The 16,367-nt window shown below is 62.6% G+C and carries 13 protein-coding genes; 8 read left to right on the top strand and 5 right to left on the bottom strand.

The window, feature by feature from the left end; genetic code table 11:
• The 3 genes from AO388_RS01365 to AO388_RS01355 form a co-directional block, all read right to left on the bottom strand.
• Positions 1-3,027 (bottom strand): amino acid adenylation domain-containing protein (locus AO388_RS01365; protein WP_153003952.1); only part of this gene is annotated, 3,027 nt, incomplete at its 3' end.
• Entirely contained in the window at positions 3,024-6,434 is a 3,411-nt protein-coding gene (locus AO388_RS01360) for a non-ribosomal peptide synthetase (RefSeq protein ID WP_058415957.1), read from the bottom strand. The genes AO388_RS01365 and AO388_RS01360, both read right to left, overlap by 4 nt.
• A 407-nt stretch (positions 6,435-6,841) precedes the next feature.
• Positions 6,842-7,819, bottom strand: a complete 978-nt coding sequence (locus tag AO388_RS01355) for a TauD/TfdA family dioxygenase (RefSeq protein ID WP_003436569.1) — start codon at positions 7,817-7,819, stop codon at positions 6,842-6,844.
• 295 nt (positions 7,820-8,114) lie between these two features.
• On the opposite strand from AO388_RS01355, the gene AO388_RS01350 reads away from it, so the two are divergent.
• From AO388_RS01350 to AO388_RS01315, 8 genes are read left to right on the top strand one after another with little or no spacing between them, the layout of a single operon-like run.
• Entirely contained in the window at positions 8,115-9,338 is a 1,224-nt protein-coding gene (locus AO388_RS01350) for a PepSY-associated TM helix domain-containing protein (protein WP_058415956.1), read from the top strand.
• The gene (locus AO388_RS01345; RefSeq protein WP_003436575.1) at positions 9,335-9,880 is read left to right on the top strand and encodes a hypothetical protein; all 546 of its coding nucleotides are present in this window, start codon (positions 9,335-9,337) and stop codon (positions 9,878-9,880) included. Before AO388_RS01350 ends, AO388_RS01345 begins: the two co-directional genes overlap by 4 nt.
• Positions 9,877-10,209 (top strand): hypothetical protein, encoded by a 333-nt coding sequence (locus AO388_RS01340; RefSeq protein WP_003436576.1) that lies wholly within the window; start codon positions 9,877-9,879, stop codon positions 10,207-10,209. The genes AO388_RS01345 and AO388_RS01340 overlap by 4 nt, the downstream gene beginning before the upstream one ends.
• A complete protein-coding gene (locus AO388_RS01335; RefSeq protein WP_003436579.1) occupies positions 10,206-10,772 on the top strand; it encodes a DUF6162 family protein in 567 nt (188 codons plus the stop codon). The genes AO388_RS01340 and AO388_RS01335 overlap by 4 nt, the downstream gene beginning before the upstream one ends.
• Positions 10,773-10,807: 35 nt before the next feature.
• Positions 10,808-11,740 carry a metal ABC transporter substrate-binding protein gene (locus tag AO388_RS01330; protein ID WP_058415955.1) on the top strand — a complete coding sequence of 311 codons (933 nt, stop codon included), beginning with the start codon at positions 10,808-10,810 and terminating at the stop codon, positions 11,738-11,740.
• Positions 11,737-12,501: a metal ABC transporter ATP-binding protein gene (locus AO388_RS01325; RefSeq protein ID WP_058415954.1), complete on the top strand. Its 765-nt coding sequence runs from the start codon at positions 11,737-11,739 to the stop codon at positions 12,499-12,501. The genes AO388_RS01330 and AO388_RS01325 overlap by 4 nt, the downstream gene beginning before the upstream one ends.
• Positions 12,501-13,400: a metal ABC transporter permease gene (locus AO388_RS01320; RefSeq protein WP_003348835.1), complete on the top strand. Its 900-nt coding sequence runs from the start codon at positions 12,501-12,503 to the stop codon at positions 13,398-13,400. The genes AO388_RS01325 and AO388_RS01320 overlap by 1 nt, the downstream gene beginning before the upstream one ends.
• Positions 13,401-14,318 (top strand): metal ABC transporter substrate-binding protein, encoded by a 918-nt coding sequence (locus AO388_RS01315; protein ID WP_058415953.1) that lies wholly within the window; start codon positions 13,401-13,403, stop codon positions 14,316-14,318.
• A 277-nt stretch (positions 14,319-14,595) separates the two neighbouring features.
• Here the strand turns inward: AO388_RS01315 and AO388_RS01310 are convergent, their stop codons facing one another.
• Together AO388_RS01310 and AO388_RS01305 are read right to left on the bottom strand one after the other, a co-directional pair.
• Positions 14,596-14,814 carry an MbtH family protein gene (locus AO388_RS01310; RefSeq protein ID WP_003304661.1) on the bottom strand — a complete coding sequence of 73 codons (219 nt, stop codon included), beginning with the start codon at positions 14,812-14,814 and terminating at the stop codon, positions 14,596-14,598.
• A gap of 81 nt (positions 14,815-14,895) precedes the next feature.
• Positions 14,896-16,308, bottom strand: a complete 1,413-nt coding sequence (locus AO388_RS01305; RefSeq protein ID WP_058415952.1) for an aspartate aminotransferase family protein — start codon at positions 16,306-16,308, stop codon at positions 14,896-14,898.
• Positions 16,309-16,367 lie beyond the last annotated feature (59 nt).

Genomic DNA, 16,367 nt, shown 5'->3' with positions numbered 1-16,367 from the left:
GCGCTTGTCGAGCTTGCCGTTGGCGGTCAGTGGCAGACTGTCCAGCAGCATGATCTGCGCGGGCACCATGTAGTCCGGCAAGCGCGCAGCCAGTTGCTCGCGCAAGCTGTCGACACTCAGGTCAGCCCCGCCTGCCGCCACGCAGTAGGCCACCAATTGCAGCCGGGTATCATCGTCATCGATTGGCAACGCCAGTACGCTGACCTGCGCCACCGAAGCCAGGCCCAGCAACACCCGCGCGACCTCTGCCGGCTCGACGCGATAGCCGCGCACTTTGACCTGATCGTCAGCCCGGCCGATGAATTCCAGCAGGCCCTGATGAGTGCGGCGCATGCGGTCGCCGCTGCGGTAGACGCGCGTGCCATCCTTCGCGAACGGGTCCGGCACGAAGCGCTCGGCGGTCAGCGCGGGCTGGCCGATATAGCCCAGCGCCACGCTGTCGCCGCCGATGTACAGCTCGCCGGCAACCTGAGTGCCCACAGGATTCAACACGTCGTCCAGCACATAAGCACTGGCCCCTGGCAACGATGTGCCGACTGGCACGCTGCGCAGAGGGTCGCCAACGTTCACCCCAGTGGATACACATGCATCCTGTGGGAGCGACATCAGCACCTCATAAGTCAGCACACCAACGGTGGTTTCGCTCGGCCCGTAGTGGTTGATCACCCGGCAACCCGGCTTGAGCTGACGCACCTGCTCGATCAGCACGGGCGAGCAGGCTTCGCCGCCGACAATCAGCGCATGCTGCGGCAGTACGTCGGCTGGCTGGCCGGCCTGCAACAGCGCGGCCAAATGACCGGGGACGATTTTCAGCACGCCCACCTGATGCTCGTCCATGTACGCCGCAAAGGCATCCGGATCGAAACCCAGCGCCTCGGTCAGCACGTGCAGCGTGCGTCCCGAACACAGCGCGCCGAACAGCACGGTATGGCCGAGGTCGGCGGCGATGGTCGAGACCAGCGCCATGCTTGCCTCGGGTGCCAGTTGCAGCTGTTCCAGCAAGCCGCGCAGGTAACTGGCCAGCGCACCCTGGCTGACCAGCACCCCTTTTGGCTGGCCGGTCGAGCCGGAGGTATGAATCACGTAGGCCGCCGAATCGGCTGAAGGCCGGGTGTCAGGGCGACTGACAGGCAGGTCCTGCCACAGCGCAGGCGTCCAGGTCAGGCCCTGACAACCGGCAACACCCAGTGACGTCTGCCGCACATCACCCTCGGCACACAGCAGCACCCCGGCCTGCGCATTGACCAGCATCTGTTGCAGTCGCGCATCGGGGGCTTTGACGTCCAGCGGCATGTACACGCCGCCGGCCTTGAAAATCGCCAGCACGGCCGTCAGCCAGTCCAGCGAACGCTCCATCAATACTGCGACCGGCTTGCCCTCGCTGATGCCCATGCGGATCAGATGATGAGCCAGCTGATTGGCGGCCTGCTCCAGTTGCAGCGTGGTCAGCGTGCGCTCCAGGCAGCGGGCTGCCTGGGCATGAGGTTGCCGTTCGACCTGTCGGTCCCAGAGTTGCAGCATGTGCGGTGCGGGTTCGCGAGCGTCGCGCCTTGGCTCGACCGCGAGTGCTCCCAGGCTGAACAGCGGTGCCTGCGGCGCGTCGAGCAGGGTTTCGAACAGCGCGAGCAGTTCAGGAATAAAGCCTTCGACGGTCGAGCGTCTATACAGGTCGCTGGCGTAGGCCATGTCGCCGTGGATCAGTGTGCCGTCGTCAGTGATGTCCAGCGCCAAATCGAAATGCGCGCCCTGTTTGTCGAAGGCATACTCGCTGACCTCAAGCCCGGCCAGCCTCAGCGCAGTTTTCTGCTTGAGGACCACGTTCTGGTTGAACTTGGCCTGGAACAGCGGGTTGTGACCCAGGCTGCGCTCGGGCGCCAGTTGATCGACCAGTTGCTCAAAGGGCACGTCCTGATGCGCCTGCGCACCGAACGAGGTGTCGCGAATCTGCGCCAGCAGGTCAAGGTAGCTCAGGCGTTCGTCCACTTGGCAGCGCAAAACCTGAGTATTGATGAAGAAGCCGATCAACCCTTCGGTTTCCGCACGACCGCGGTTGGCATTCGGCACGCCGATGCGGATATCGCGCTGCCCGGCCTTGCGCGACAGAAACAGCGAAAAGCCGGCCAGCACCAGCATGAACAGGGTCATGCACTGCGTGCGCGCAAAGGCGTTGAGCCGCTGCGACAGGTCAGCACCGAAATCGAAGCGCAGGTGCTCACCCTGGTAGCTCTGCGTGGCCGGACGCGGGAAATCCGGTGCGGCGTCCAGCAGCGGTTGCTCTTCGCCCAATTGGTTACGCCAGTAGTCCAGCTGACGTGCGCCCTCGCCCGCCTCCAGCCAGCTGCGCTGCCAGATCGCATAATCGGCGTATTGCAGCGGTAGTTCGGGCAGCGTGGGCTCACGGCCTTCGCAGTACGCCTGATAGCAGTGCACGAACTCCTGAATCATCACGTCCATCGACCAGCCGTCGGAGACGATGTGGTGCATGCTCACGACCAGCACATGTTCATCGTCCGCGAGGCGAAACAGGTGCGCGCGCAACAGCGGCCCCGTGCGCAGATCAAACGGTTGGCCCGTGACGGTGGCCACTCGCAGCGCCAGCTCGGCATCGCGCAGTTCGACATCGGTCAAACCGGCCAGATCGATACACTCCAACGCGATTGTCTGGTCGTGCAACAGTACTTGCTGCGCCTGATCGCTATCAGTGTGAAACACCGTGCGCAGCACCTCGTGGCGCTCGATCAGGTGATCGAACGCACGACGCAACGCCGACTCATTCAACGTGCCGTGCAGACGCAGGCCGGTGGTCATCTTGTAGGCGTCGCTCGAGGGATCGAGCTGCCAGAGGAACAGCAGGCGTTGCTGAGCGAAGGACAGCGGAATGGCGCTGACATCATGCCGACTGACCGGCACCGGCAACAGGCTGAAATCCTTGCCTTCCTGGCGCAACCGGGCGAGGAACTGCTGGCGTTGCTCCAGCGACAGGCCGACAAAACGTTTCGCGATGCGTGCAGCAGTGGTCCCGGTCATGCGCCGAATTCCTCCAGTGAATCCATGAACTGGTCCATGTCGCTCCAGTCGTTGTCCGTGCTGTTGTCGGTCAGCGCTGCCACTTCGACGGCGAGTTCACTGAGCAGCGGCTTTTCAAACAGAGTGCGCAGCGGCAGGCTGATGCCCAACTGCGTCTTGATCCGGGCGATGACTTGCGCGGCGAGCAGCGAATGCCCGCCCAGTTCGAAAAAGTGATCGTCCAGACCCACCTGAGGCGCATGCAGGACGTCCTGCCAGATGGCCGCCAGGCAGATTTCCACCTCGCTGCGCGGCGCCCGATAACGCGCCTGCAACTGGCTTGCGTCGGGGGCTGGCAATGCCTTGCGGTCCAGCTTGCCGCTGGGCGTCAGGGGCAATTCGGGCAACAGCAGCATGTGCGTCGGCACCATGTAATCCGGCAGGCAGGCTTGCAGCTGGATGCGGATGCTTTGGCGCAGGGCCGACTGTTTGGCCTCTGTGGTGGCGGCAACGTCCGGCACGGCGTAGGCGACCAGCTGCGTGCCGCCCGCCAGTTCGACGGCCAGCACCACAGCCTCGCGCACGCCCGTGCATTGCTGCAGGCGCGATTCGACCTCGCCCAGCTCGATACGGAAACCGCGAACTTTCACTTGATGATCGACCCGGCCAATGTACTCGACAGCGCCATCGGCGCGCAGTCGGGCGCGGTCGCCGGTACGGTACAGGCGCTCACCGCTGACAAACGGATCGGCGACGAAACGTTCGGCGCTCAGGCCGGGCTGGGCGTGATAACCCCGCGCCAGGCCAGGACCGCCGATGTACAGCTCGCCCACCGCACCTTGCGGCAGCAGGTTCATTTGATCGTCGAGAACGTACAGGCGTCGTCCTGCCAGCGCCTGACCGATCGGCACGCCGCGCCAGGACACCTGCGGCGGGGTCAGCGTGCTGCAATCATGAATGCTCGACACCACGGTGGCTTCGGTCGGGCCGTAGGTATTGAGCAGGCGTACATGCCCCAGCCCTGCCTTGCGCCACAGGTGCAGACCTTCCACGGCCATGGCTTCGCCGCCGACATGCACCTGGCGTAGCGCGCCGTAATGTGCGGGCGGGCTGGCGGCGAAGTCCTGAACCAGCGTCAGCCAGTAGGCCGCTGGCAAGTCGGCGAGGGTCACGCCGTGCTCGACGATGGTCTGATGGAAGGTGGCACTGTCCCACAGGCGTTCGTCACGCAGGACAACGGCCGCACCGCGACACAACGGTGGGTAGAACTGCTCGACGAAGCCATCGAAGCTGTGGGTGGCGAATTGCAGGACCCGGTCGCTTTCGCGCAGGTCACTGTAGTCCGCCCCCAGGGTGACGAACTCGGCCAGCGCCGCATGACTGATCGCCACGCCTTTGGGCCGCCCGGTCGACCCCGAGGTGTAAATCACGTAGGCCAGACTGGCCGGATCGATCGGGCCGTCGAGGTTTTGCACGCTGGCGGCTTCGCTGCTCATCCGATCGATGCACAGGCATTGAATGTCAGCCGGCTCAGGCAGCCTGGTCAGCTGATCGCTGTGGGTCAGCAGCAGTTTCACGCCACTGTCCGCCAACACATGACGCAAGCGTTCGCTCGGCGCATTCAGGTCCAGCGGTACATAAGCGCCGCCAGCCTTGAGCACGGCGAGCAGCGCCACGGGCATGTCCAGCGAACGACCCAGCGCCACGCCGACCAGCACGTCTGCGCCGACACCTTGCTCACGCAGTTGCCAGGCCAGACGGTTGCTGCGCTCATTCAGTTCGGTGTAACTCAGGCTGGGCGCTTGGCCTTCACCGGCGAGGATCAATGCCGGGGCCCGCGGCGTGCGCTGCACTTGTGCTTCGAACTGGCGATGCGCGGGGGTTGTGGTGTCGGCTTTGGTGGCGCTGTCGACATCCAGCAGTTGCGTGCACTCGTCGGCCGAGAGCATCGACAGTTCGGCGATGGTCTGCAGCGGGTCAGCACACACCGAGGCCAACAGGTTGCGCCAGTGCCCGGCCAGACGAGCGATGGCCGACTCGTCAAAAATGTCGGTGGCGTAGGTGAAGGCGGCATGCAGTTGCTCGCCTTCACCGCTGGTGGCCAGCATCAGGTCGCTGGCGGCGGCGTGCGAGCGTTGCGCCAGTGCCTGTTGTTCGGCAGGCAGATTGGCCACGCGCAGGCCGCCGCTCAACTGCTTGTCGAGCAGGTCAGCCACCACCGGCTGGTGATTGAACATCACCTGAAATAAAGGGTTATGGCTCTGACTGCGCTCCGGCTGCAGGGCGTCGATGATGGCGTCGAATGGCAACTCCTGATGCGCCTGGGCACCGGTCGAGGCATCGCGGACGATATTCAACAGGTCGACGAAGCGGGTCTGCGCCGTCACTGCACTGCGCAGTACCTGAGTATTGATGAAGCAGCCGACCAGCCCTTCGGTTTCGCTACGGGTGCGGTTGGCGATCAGGCCGCCGACACGGATATCGGTCTGCCCGCTGTAGCGATGCAGCAGGCTTTTGAAGGTCGCCAGCAGCACCACGAACAGGGTCACGCCCTGGCGTTGCGCGAGGCTTTTCAGGTTGCGCAGCAGCTCGGGCTCCAGTGCCAGCTCCAGGCGAGCGCCGTCGTGGCTGGGCAAGGCCGGATAGGGACGGTCGATGGGCAGTTCCAGCAGCGGATGCTCTTCGCCCAGGTGGCTGCGCCAGTAGTCCAGCTGACGCTCCTGCTCACCGGCTTCCAGCCAGCTGCGTTGCCAGACCGCATAATCGCGGTACTGCACAAGCAGCGGCTGAAAAGGCAGCGGTTTACCGGCCAGCAGCGCGTCGTAGCCGCGCAGCCATTCGTCGATCAGCACGTTCATCGACCAGCCATCGGTAATCATGTGGTGCAGGTTGAGCAGCAGCAGGTGCTCCTGTTCGGCCAGACGCAGCACCTGCACGGTGAACAGCGGCCCGCGCTGCAGATCGAAGGTTTGCGCGGCCTGTTCGGCGATGGCCTGACGCGCACTGGCCCAGCCCTGCCCGGGCGGCAAAGCGCTCAGGTCGGTCAGGCGGATGCTCACTGGCGCTGGCGGCGCGACACGCTGAAACGCCCGGTCGCCCTCCTGGCCGAAGGTGGTGCGCAGGCTTTCATGTCGCTCGACCAGCGCACTGAAGGCCCGCTCCAGCAAAGGCTGCTCCAAAGGACCGTTCAGGCATACCGACATCGGCAGGTTGTAAGCCGCGCTGTGCGGGTCCAGCTGCCAGAGAAACCACATACGTTGCTGGGCATAGGACAGACCGTCACGCTCGGCCAGCCCGGCACAGGAAGGGATCGGGAACAGCGAGAAATCCATGTTCTCCTTGCGCATGCCATCGAGGAACAGGCGGCGTTTTTCAAGGGGTAACTCGACAAAGCGGCGAGCGAGTTTCTGGGCGTGTTCGGGGTTCATGGGTCGATCCTTGCTGAGTGGGGCTGACCGTCGGGCGGGGTCGTATCAACAAGAACGAATTGGCGAGGAAATATTTAGAAAGGTTTCTCGGGGGTGAGGCTCTGCCTTGCACCGCGCACTGAAGAGAGGACGCAGAGCGTCCAGAACTGCATGCCTACGCGGAGCGCAGGCACGATAATCACAAGCCGGACAACCATCGTTACGCACGCTCACGCGTGGTAATGCCACATGCCATGTTGTGCGAGCGAGCTTGCTCGCGAAGAGGCCATTGCGCAATCTGTGACTATCGTCCCCACGCTCTGCGTCACACAGCGGCTCTGTGACCTCATGTAGATTGAGGTTCGACTCAGGTCACCTTTTCGCCCCTCGGCGACCTACTTTGATGGGGCCAAAGCAGGCAAAGGCGTTTACTTATCCGAATGCCCCTGTGCCATGGCCACCACCACTTTGCGTTTGCCGGTGAAGGGTGCGCGGGAGTGGGCGGCGAGCATGTTGTCGAGCATCAGTACGTCGTTTTCCAGCCATGGGAAGCTGACGGTGCATTCATCAAGTACGCCGCGAATTTCGTCCAGCAGGGTTTCTTCGAGGGGCGAGCCGTCGCCGTAGTAGACGTTGCGCGGCAGGTCTTCTTCGTCCACTACGTCGAGCAGGGTTTCGCGCACTTCCGGCTGCAGGTTGGAGATGTGGAACAGGTGCGCCTGGTTGAACCAGACGGTGTCGTGGGTCACCGGGTGGCGCGATATTGCCTGGCAGATCTGGCGGGTGCGCAGTTCGCCGTCGTCTTTCCATTCGCACTCGATGTTGTGCGCCCGGCAGTAGGCTTCGACCACGGACTCATCTTCGGTATTGAATACCTGACTCCATTCCACATCGAGCCCGTTGCCGTAGTTACGCACGTACATCAGTTTCTTTTCGACAAAGCGCTCGCGAATGCGCGCCGGAATGCGTCGGTAGATTTCGCGGCTGTCGGCGATCGGTGTTTCGCCACCTGTCTGCGCCGCGATCATGCTGTAGAACCAGATCTTCATCGGCCATTCCAGCGTGTAGGCCTGCTCGTTGTGCAGCGGTATGCTCTGGTGCGCCGGGTACTCGGTCGAGGTGTACACGCCTTTGGTGACGTTGCTGCGCGGCGTAGAGCCGAACTCGTAATTGAGCAGCGGATCGCCGAAACCGGCGGCGAACTCGCGAAATGCCTCTGCGCCGCCCACTTCGAAGCCGCGAAACAGAATCCCGCCAGCGCTGTACAAGTGCCCGGCGACCAGAGGCTTGAGTTCGCCCAGCGCTTCCATCAAGTCCAGACCGGGCTCGGGTGCCTGTACCAGCATCGGCAAGCTGCCCGCCCCTGCCAGCAGCGGCCGGATATCCAAACTCAACGCATGACTCATGATGTCTCTCCCTTGATGGCAAAAGCGCCCGAGCCCCTGCGGCCTGGCGCAACACCAATGTCCAGATTGAACGTACTGCGCCGCTGAAAAATTAGCCGTACCACCCCATTCATGCGGCATGCGAAGGCGTTCGCCCGCGCTGAAACATTTTTTTGCATTTAAAACGCAAAAAGCTCTTACAGGAATCTGGCCCTCATTCGTCTTTAACTGAATGCGAGGCCTTATACGCCCGCGCGTACTAAAAAGAGCGCTCACCTGACGTCCGCGCCACATCGCGAATCGAGATTGTTTATCCATGTCGAAGAAGTCCCGTTCAAAAATCTGGTTTCTCGTCCACAGCTGGCTGGCCCTGCCGATCTGGTTCTTCGTGCTGATCGTCTGTGTGACCGGCACGCTGGCCGTGGTCAGCAAGGAAATCATGTGGCTGGCCAACCCGGAGATGCGTGACAACCGCCCTTCCGACGATGCCCCGCGCCTGAACTTCGAACAGATTCGCGCCACCATCGAACGCAACGAACCGGACCTGATCGTCGGCACCATCATGCAGCCGGACGGCGACTACTTCGCCTTGAGCGTGTTCATCACCTACCCCGATGGGCGTTCGGTCCCGGCTTACGTCAACCCTTACACCGGGGTGATTCAGGGCATTACCCCGTCGTTCGACTTCCGCCGCTTCACCCGCGCGCTGCACGGCTGGTGGCTGGTGCCGTTTACCAACGGTTATTCGTGGGGCTGGTATCTGGTGTCGATTCTCGGCCTGCCATTGCTGGCGTCGCTGGTGACCGGTCTGGTGGTCTACAAGAAATTCTGGCGCGGCTTTTTCAAACCCGTACGTTTCAGCCAGGGTCCACGGATTTTCTGGGGCGACCTGCATCGCCTCAGCGGCGTCTGGTCGATCTGGTTCATTGCGGTGATTTCCATTACCGGCACATGGTTTCTGATCCAGGCGATTCTGGGCGACAACCAGATCAGTATTTCCAGCAAATCCCAGGTCGCGTCGATCATTCCGCACAGCGCCGTGCCGCTGACTGCAGACGGCAGTCCTGCGCCAACCATCAGCCTGGAGCGCGCCGTGGAAATCGCCAAGGAGCGGATTCCGGGCCTGGAAGCCAGCTTCATCACGCCGCCGTTCAATGCCTACAGCAACATGCAGGTGGGTGGACGCAGCTGGTATCCATTGATGTTCCAGACCGCCGAAATCAACCCGTACAGCGGCGAGATTGCCGCGTCACACCTGCTGTCGGACCGCAACAAGCTGGAGTTCGTCACCGAGTCCATGCGCCCCCTGCACACCGGCGATTTCGGCGGCATCTGGATCAAGCTGATCTGGGCATTCTTCGGCCTGCTGCTGAGCATGATGGTGCTCAGCGGCCTGTTGATCTGGAGCAAACGTACTGCCCTGGCGACGCTCAACGCCCTCAAGAGTGAAGCCCGAACCCGCCCGGCAACGGCCGCTGCACCCCCACGAAACACCACGCCCTCGCCGCTGGCGACCCGCACCCCGGAGAACAGTCTGTGAGCAAGGCCGCCGCTGTTGCACAACCTGCATCGTCACTGAGCCGTTTCTGGCATAAGTGGCGCTTCCACATCAACGTGCTGCTGGTGCTGATCCCGCTGGGTTTCATGCCCAAGTACTTCTCCGACAACGCGCTGGACCGCGGTGATCAGGGCCTCGGCCAGCGCGAGGTCGGCGAAATTCAGGTCGGCCCGTGGAGCCTGCGTCTGGCAGAGGACCGCAACGAAGCGCCGCGACTGTCCGGCCCTTCGGGCTACATGAAAAGTTTCAACGCAGCGCTGTGCAACGCCTGCATCGACCGGGTGAAGGCCACTTATCTGCGCATCGGCAAACCGCGCAGCCTGCGCACCGCCGGGGTGATTTTCTTCGGTGGCGGCTACCGCATGAGCGCCTTCATGCAGATCGCGCAAAACACCGATCCCGACGCCCAGCTGTGGATCACCATGGAAGGCTGGGACGGCGCCGTGCATCAGACTTCCATCCCCCTGCAACAGGCTTCGCCCAGCACCGTGGCGTGGCTGAAAAAACAAGGAGCCCAACCATGAGTGCCCGCCCTTCCCTGCGCTGGCTGACGGTCAGTGCCCTGTGCCTGCTTGGCCTGAGCGGCAACGCCCTGGCGCATAACCCGATGTGCGAATGCAAACAGATCGACACCGAGCAGATCCGCTGCACTGGCGGTTTTTCCGACGGCAGTGGTGCGCCGGGTGTGACCCTGGACGTGATCGGCTACGACGAAACCATTCTGGTGCCCGGCAAGCTCGGCGAAGACTCGACGGTGACCTTCAAACGCCCCGCCTCCGAGTTCTACGTGCTGTTCGACGCCGGTCCCGGTCACGTGGTGGAAATCGATCAGGCGGATATCCAGGCCCCATGAGCACACCGACCCGACACATCGTCCGTCCGGCAGGCGCCGGGCATGAAACCCTGTATGTGCTGGTGCTGTGCCTGTTGATCCTTGGCTGCGCTGCAGGCGTGATCAGCCTGCACCGTGATACCCGGGAAACGCACAGCATTGCCATCTACCAACTGGACGCACGACGCGACCTGAGCGCTGCGGAACAAGGCATTTACGCCGACCTGCGCGTGACCCTCGACGAAATCCGCCTACTGGCCAGCGAGCAGCAGACACCGATCACCCCGCAGCAACTGGGCGACGAAGGCTTTGCGCCGTTCGCCACGGATGCCAGTTCGGTGAGCCGTGGCGACCATGCCTGGCAGATGATCGAGCAGTCCTACCTGGGACTGAGCCGGACGCCGAGCGTGGCCGGTTCGTTTCTGATGCGTGTCGATTCCGGCGAGCAGCCGGACATCTGGATCAACCGCAATGTCTCGCTGCCGACGGTCAGCGACCTCAGTGACCAGGCCTTGATCGATTCAGGCTGGAAGCAGGTCGTCGCGCAATTCGATGCTGGCGTGACCCGCCAGCACCCGCACTGAAACTCCGCACTCCTTTGAAAGAAGACCGCTCGCCCATGCCTATTTCATTCAAACGCCGTCCCTTACTGCGCGTCCTGCTGACGGGGCTGATGGTCGCCCTGCTGGCGCCGTCCAGCTTTGCCGCCGAACCGGCCAAACGCCTGCGCATCGGCATTACCCTGCACCCTTACTACAGCTACGTGAGCAATATTGTCGGCGACAAGGCCGACGTTGTGCCGCTGATCCCGGCGGGCTTCAACCCGCATGCCTATGAGCCGCGCGCCGAGGACATCAAGCGCATCGGTTCACTGGACGTGATCGTGCTCAACGGTGTCGGCCACGACGACTTTGCCGACCGCATGATCGCCGCCAGTGAAACGCCGAACATCAAGACCATCGAGGCCAATGCCGATGTGCCGTTGCTGGCGGCCACCGGGGTGGCGGCGCGAGGTGCCGGCAAAGTGGTCAACCCGCACACCTTCCTGTCGATCAGTGCATCCATTGCGCAGGTCAACAATATCGCCCGCGAGTTGGGCAAGCTGGACCCGGACAATGCCAAAACCTACACCGCCAACGCCCGCGCCTACGGCAAGCGCCTGCGTCAGATGCGCGCCGATGCGCTCGCCAAACTGACCAAGGCACCCAACGCCGACCTGCGCGTGGCCACAGTACATGCCGCCTACGACTACCTGCTGCGCGAATTCGGCCTGGAAGTCACCGCCGTGGTTGAACCGGCGCATGGCATCGAGCCCAGCCCGAGCCAGTTGAAAAAAACCATCGACCAACTGCGCGAACTGGACGTGAAGGTGATCTTCTCGGAGATGGATTTCCCGTCCACCTACGTCGAGACCATTCAGCGTGAATCCGGGGTCAAGCTGTACCCGCTGTCGCATATTTCCTATGGCGAATACACCGCCGACAAATACGAAAAGGAGATGGCCGGCAACCTGGACACGGTGGTACGGGCCATTCAGGAGTCGGGCACATGACGGCCGCACAGCACCTCGACATCGCCAGCCAGGGTCCGGGCATCGAATTCAATCAGGTCAGCCTGACCCTCGGGCGCACCACGATTCTCGATCAGGTTCACTTCAATGTGCGCGCCGGCAGCGTACACGCACTGGTCGGCCCGAACGGCGGTGGCAAAAGCTCGCTGATCAAGACCCTGCTTGGGCAGACACCGCATCAGGGCCAATTGAGCCTGCTGTGGCCTGCTGCTCCAGGACTGATTGGCTATGTACCGCAGGCGCTGGAGTTCGACCGTGGCCTGCCGATGACCGTCGACGATTTCATGGCTGCGATGTGTCAGCGACGCCCGGCGTTTTTGGGCTTGTCGAAGCACTACACGGCAGCGATTTGCGAGGCACTGGAACGGGTCGGCATGCAGGACAAGCGCAAACGGCGCATGGGTGCGCTTTCCGGTGGCGAACGGCAGCGCGTGCTGCTGGCGCAGGGGCTGATTCCTGCGCCGCAATTGCTGGTACTGGATGAGCCGATGTCGGCGCTGGATGAGGCGGGTATTCAGGTGTTTGAGCGGTTGTTGGGCGACTGGCGCCGAAGCGGAGTCACGGTCCTGTGGATCGAGCATGACCTGGATGCCGTCAGGCGTCTGGCCGATCAGGTCACGGGGCTTAACCGACGCATCCTGTTCGACGAGCCGGCCGCCACCGCTCTGACCCCGGAACGGCTGCTGACGCTGTTTTCCGCACACCCACGCACGATGGATAGCAGCGCCGGGAGGATCGCGTAATGGATTACGAAACCTTTCGCCTGTTCATTCAGGGCCTCGCCTCTTCCGGTTACCTGCCCGAGGCGCTGGCCTACGGTTTCGTGGTCAACGCCCTGCTCGCCGGCCTGTTGATCGGCCCGGTGCTGGGCGGGCTGGGAACACTGGTGGTGGTCAAGCGCTTCGCGTTCTTCTCTGAAGCGGTGGGCCATGCGGCACTGACCGGAGTAGCGATCGGCATTCTGCTCGGCGAACCCTACACCGGCCCCTATGGCGCCCTGTTCGGCTATTGCCTGCTGTTCGGTATCGTCCTCAACTACCTGCGCAACCGCACCGGGCTGGCACCGGACACGCTGATCGGCGTATTCCTGTCGGTGTCCCTGGCGCTGGGCGCGAGCCTGCTGCTGGTGCTGGCTGGCAAGATCAACGTGCACATCCTGGAAAACGTGCTGTTCGGCTCGGTACTGACCGTCAACGGCAATGACCTGCTGGTGCTGCTCATCGTCGGTTCGCTGGTGATGGGCCTGAGCCTGCCGCTGTACAACCGCATCATGCTGGCCAGTTTTAATCCACAACTGGCTGCGGTGCGCGGTGTGGCAGTGAAGACGCTGGATTACCTGTTCGTGATTCTGGTCACGCTGATCACGGTCGCTGCGGTGAAAGTCATTGGCGCAATTCTGGTCGGTGCGTTGCTGGTGATTCCAGCGGCGGCGGCACGCCTGTTGAGTCAGTCGCTCAAGGGTTTTTTCTGGATTTCGGTCGCCATTGCAACGTTCAGCACCCTGTGCGGCATCCTGCTGCCCATCGTCTTCGACCTGCCCGTGCCGTCCGGCGCGGCAATCATTCTGGTGGCGGGCATGGCTTTCGCCCTCGCCGCCATCGCGCGCGGCACGCTGCCGAGCCTGAAAGGGAATATTGGATAAATGCTTACATTACGTACCTTGACCCTGGCGCTGGCCATGACCGGCCTGTTCAGCAACAGCCTGTATGCCGCCGACGCCAACACCGACAACGCAAAACCGGTACGGGTGCTGGCCAGCCTGCCGATCACCTATGGCCTGGGCGAAATACTGCTCAAGGACAGTGGTGTGATGCTGGAACGCGCTGCTGCGGCCAATCTGCCGGGCTCGCGTCAGACGGCGTATTTCACCGGGCGTGGTGCCGATGCGTTGCGAGGGCTGGCCACCAACGCCGACGCGGTGATCGGCTTGCGCTCAATCTGGGCCGATGACCCGCTCTACCCCAATGCACGGCGCAGCAATATTCGTATCGTCGAGATCGACGCCGCACGTCCGGTGGACGGCAGCTTGCCAGGCATCGCCGTACAGCCGGGCCAAGGCACTGACGGGCTGAACAGTCAGCCGTGGCTGGCGAGCAATAATATGGGGCGCATGGCCGATGTGCTGGCGGCGGACCTGGTGCGCCTGGCACCGAGTGCGAAGCCGAAGATCGAGGCCAATCTGGCGGCGTTCAAGCAGCAGTTGCTCAAGCTGAGTGCCAGCAGCGAAGCGGCACTGGCCGGTGCAGACAATTTGAGTGTGGTGAGTTTGTCAGACCGCTTCGGCTACCTGATCAGCGGGCTGAATCTGGAGCTGATCGACACTCAGGTGTTGACCGACGAACAGTGGACGCCCGAGGCATTGAGCAAACTGAGCGCGACCCTCAAGGATAACGACGTGGCGCTGGTGCTTGATCATCGTCAGCCGCCAGAGCCGGTAAAGGCTGCAATTGAAGCGGCAGACAGCAAGTTGCTGGTATTGGGGATTGATGGCGCTGATCCGCTGACGGAGTTGCAGGGGGATATTCAGGGAGTTATCGGAGTGCTGGCTGGCAAGGGGTGAGGTTATCGTTGCTCACGCTCCGGCAGATCTCGACGCTCTGCGTCGCAAAGAGGACGCGGAGCGTCCAGAACGGCATGACGGCGCGGAGCGTCGCACGATAGTCAGTTATCGTTGCGCACGCTCCAGCGTGGGGATGCAGGTCGCGACGCTCTGGGTCGCGAGAGGACGCAGAGCGTCCAGAACGGCATGACGACGCGGAGCGTCGCACGATAGTCAAGGCTGTACCGGCCTCTTCGCGAGCAAGCCCGCTCCTACAGGACTTGTGTATAACGCTCAATCAGGCCGTCTGCGCTTCCATTTTCTGGCGCAGGCTCAGGGGGCGCATGTCGGTCCAGACTTCTTCGATGTAGGCCAGGCATTCTTTCTTGAAGCCGCTTTTGCCCACGGTGCGCCAGCCGTTGGGGATCGCCTTGTAGTCGGGCCAGATGGAATACTGTTCTTCGTGGTTGACTACAACTTGAAAGACGATGTCTTCCCGATCGAATACTGAAGTCATTGCTGCTCTCCATGTGTGTTCAGGGCTGCCGTGCCAATTCATGGCAGCTATAGGGATTGAACGTATCACTACGTCGAAAAATTAAACCTGGGCGACAGCGGCATTCAACGCACGACCGAAGATCTCTGCCACTTCGTCGATCTGCTCGGCGGTGATGATCAGCGGTGGCAGAAAACGTACCACGCTGGCATGTCGCCCACCCAGCTCCAGAATCAGCCCGCGCTTGAGGCATTCACGCTGGATCAGCGGGGCCAGACGCGCAAATACCGGAGGATGACCCTGTGCATCGCATGCACCGGACGGGTCGACCAGCTCGACACCGAGCATCAGCCCGCGCCCGCGAATATCGCCCAGTTGCGGGAAGTCACGCTGCAAGGCACGCAAATGCCCGGACAGCCGCGCGCCCATGGCTGTCGCGTGTTCGCAAATAGAGTGCTCCTGAAGATAGCGCATTACGGCAGAACCGGTAGCCATGGCCATCTGGTTGCCGCGAAACGTCCCGGCGTGTGCGCCCGGCAGCCAGGTGTCCAGCCAGGAACGATAGACTACAACCGCCAACGGCAAGCTGCCGCCGATGGCTTTGGACATGACCACCACGTCCGGGATGATTCCGGCATGCTCGAAGGCAAACATCTTGCCGGTGCGCGCGAAACCACTCTGGATTTCATCGACGATCAGCGCCACGCCGGCCTTTTCGGTGATACGCCGCACGCCGCGCAGCCAGTCCAGATCAGCAGGGATCACTCCGCCCTCGCCCTGCACCACTTCAAGGATGACCGCCGCGGGCAATTGCACGCCAGCTTCCGGGTCGTTGAGCAGGTTTTCCAGGTAATGCAGGTTGGCGCGCACGCCCTGTTCGCCGCCGAGCCCGAACGGGCAGCGGTAATCGTAGGGGTATGGCAGAAACTGCACGCCTGTACCGAGCAACGCACCCAGCGGCTTTTTCGGCCCCAGGCTGCCCATCAGGCTCAACGCGCCCTGGCTCATGCCGTGATAACCCCCCTGAAATGACAACACCGTGCTGCGTCCGGTGGCGGTACGCACCAGCTTCAACGCGGCTTCCACCGCATCGGTACCGGTCGGGCCGCAAAACTGAATCTTCGCGTCATCGGCCAGCGCTGGTGGCAGCAGGCCGAACAGGTCCTGAACGAACTGGTCCTTGACCGGCGTGGTGAGGTCCAGGGTGTGCAGCGGCAACTCGTCGGTGATCACTTGCTGGATCGCTTCGATAATCACCGCATGGTTATGCCCGAGCGCCAAGGTGCCCGCGCCTGCCAGGCAATCGATGAAGCGCCGCCCTTCAACGTCCTCGACGTGAATACCTTTGGCGCGTTTGAGCGCCAGCGGTATGCGCCGCGGGTAGCTGCGTGCGTTGGACTCCTGGCGACTCTGCCGGGCCAGCAGTGGCGACTCGTCGAACTGGTAGAGCATCTCAGCCGCAGCCGGGGCAACCCGTGTCGGCTGATCATCGATAAACCTGGTAGCGACTGACATCTGTGCAACCCTCAATTCGAGTCTTGAATAACCTGAAGCATGGGCGTCGGCGCATGCCG

The organism is Pseudomonas sp. ICMP 10191, from assembly GCF_001467335.1.
Taxonomy (GTDB): domain Bacteria; phylum Pseudomonadota; class Gammaproteobacteria; order Pseudomonadales; family Pseudomonadaceae; genus Aquipseudomonas; species Aquipseudomonas cerasi.
This window is presented reverse-complemented; position numbering and strand designations above follow the sequence as displayed.

Excerpts from the sequence above, each read along its gene's own strand:
- AO388_RS01360 (WP_058415957.1), bottom strand. The coding sequence starts at position 6,434 with ATGAACCCCGAACACGCCCAGAAACTCGCTCGCCGCTTTGTCGAGTTA.
- AO388_RS01355 (WP_003436569.1), bottom strand. The coding sequence starts at position 7,819 with ATGAGTCATGCGTTGAGTTTGGATATCCGGCCGCTGCTGGCAGGGGCG.
- AO388_RS01350 (WP_058415956.1), top strand. The coding sequence starts at position 8,115 with ATGTCGAAGAAGTCCCGTTCAAAAATCTGGTTTCTCGTCCACAGCTGG.
- AO388_RS01340 (WP_003436576.1), top strand. The coding sequence starts at position 9,877 with ATGAGTGCCCGCCCTTCCCTGCGCTGGCTGACGGTCAGTGCCCTGTGC.
- AO388_RS01335 (WP_003436579.1), top strand. The coding sequence starts at position 10,206 with ATGAGCACACCGACCCGACACATCGTCCGTCCGGCAGGCGCCGGGCAT.
- AO388_RS01330 (WP_058415955.1), top strand. The coding sequence starts at position 10,808 with ATGCCTATTTCATTCAAACGCCGTCCCTTACTGCGCGTCCTGCTGACG.
- AO388_RS01325 (WP_058415954.1), top strand. The coding sequence starts at position 11,737 with ATGACGGCCGCACAGCACCTCGACATCGCCAGCCAGGGTCCGGGCATC.
- AO388_RS01320 (WP_003348835.1), top strand. The coding sequence starts at position 12,501 with ATGGATTACGAAACCTTTCGCCTGTTCATTCAGGGCCTCGCCTCTTCC.
- AO388_RS01315 (WP_058415953.1), top strand. The coding sequence starts at position 13,401 with ATGCTTACATTACGTACCTTGACCCTGGCGCTGGCCATGACCGGCCTG.
- AO388_RS01310 (WP_003304661.1), bottom strand. The coding sequence starts at position 14,814 with ATGACTTCAGTATTCGATCGGGAAGACATCGTCTTTCAAGTTGTAGTC.
- AO388_RS01305 (WP_058415952.1), bottom strand. The coding sequence starts at position 16,308 with ATGTCAGTCGCTACCAGGTTTATCGATGATCAGCCGACACGGGTTGCC.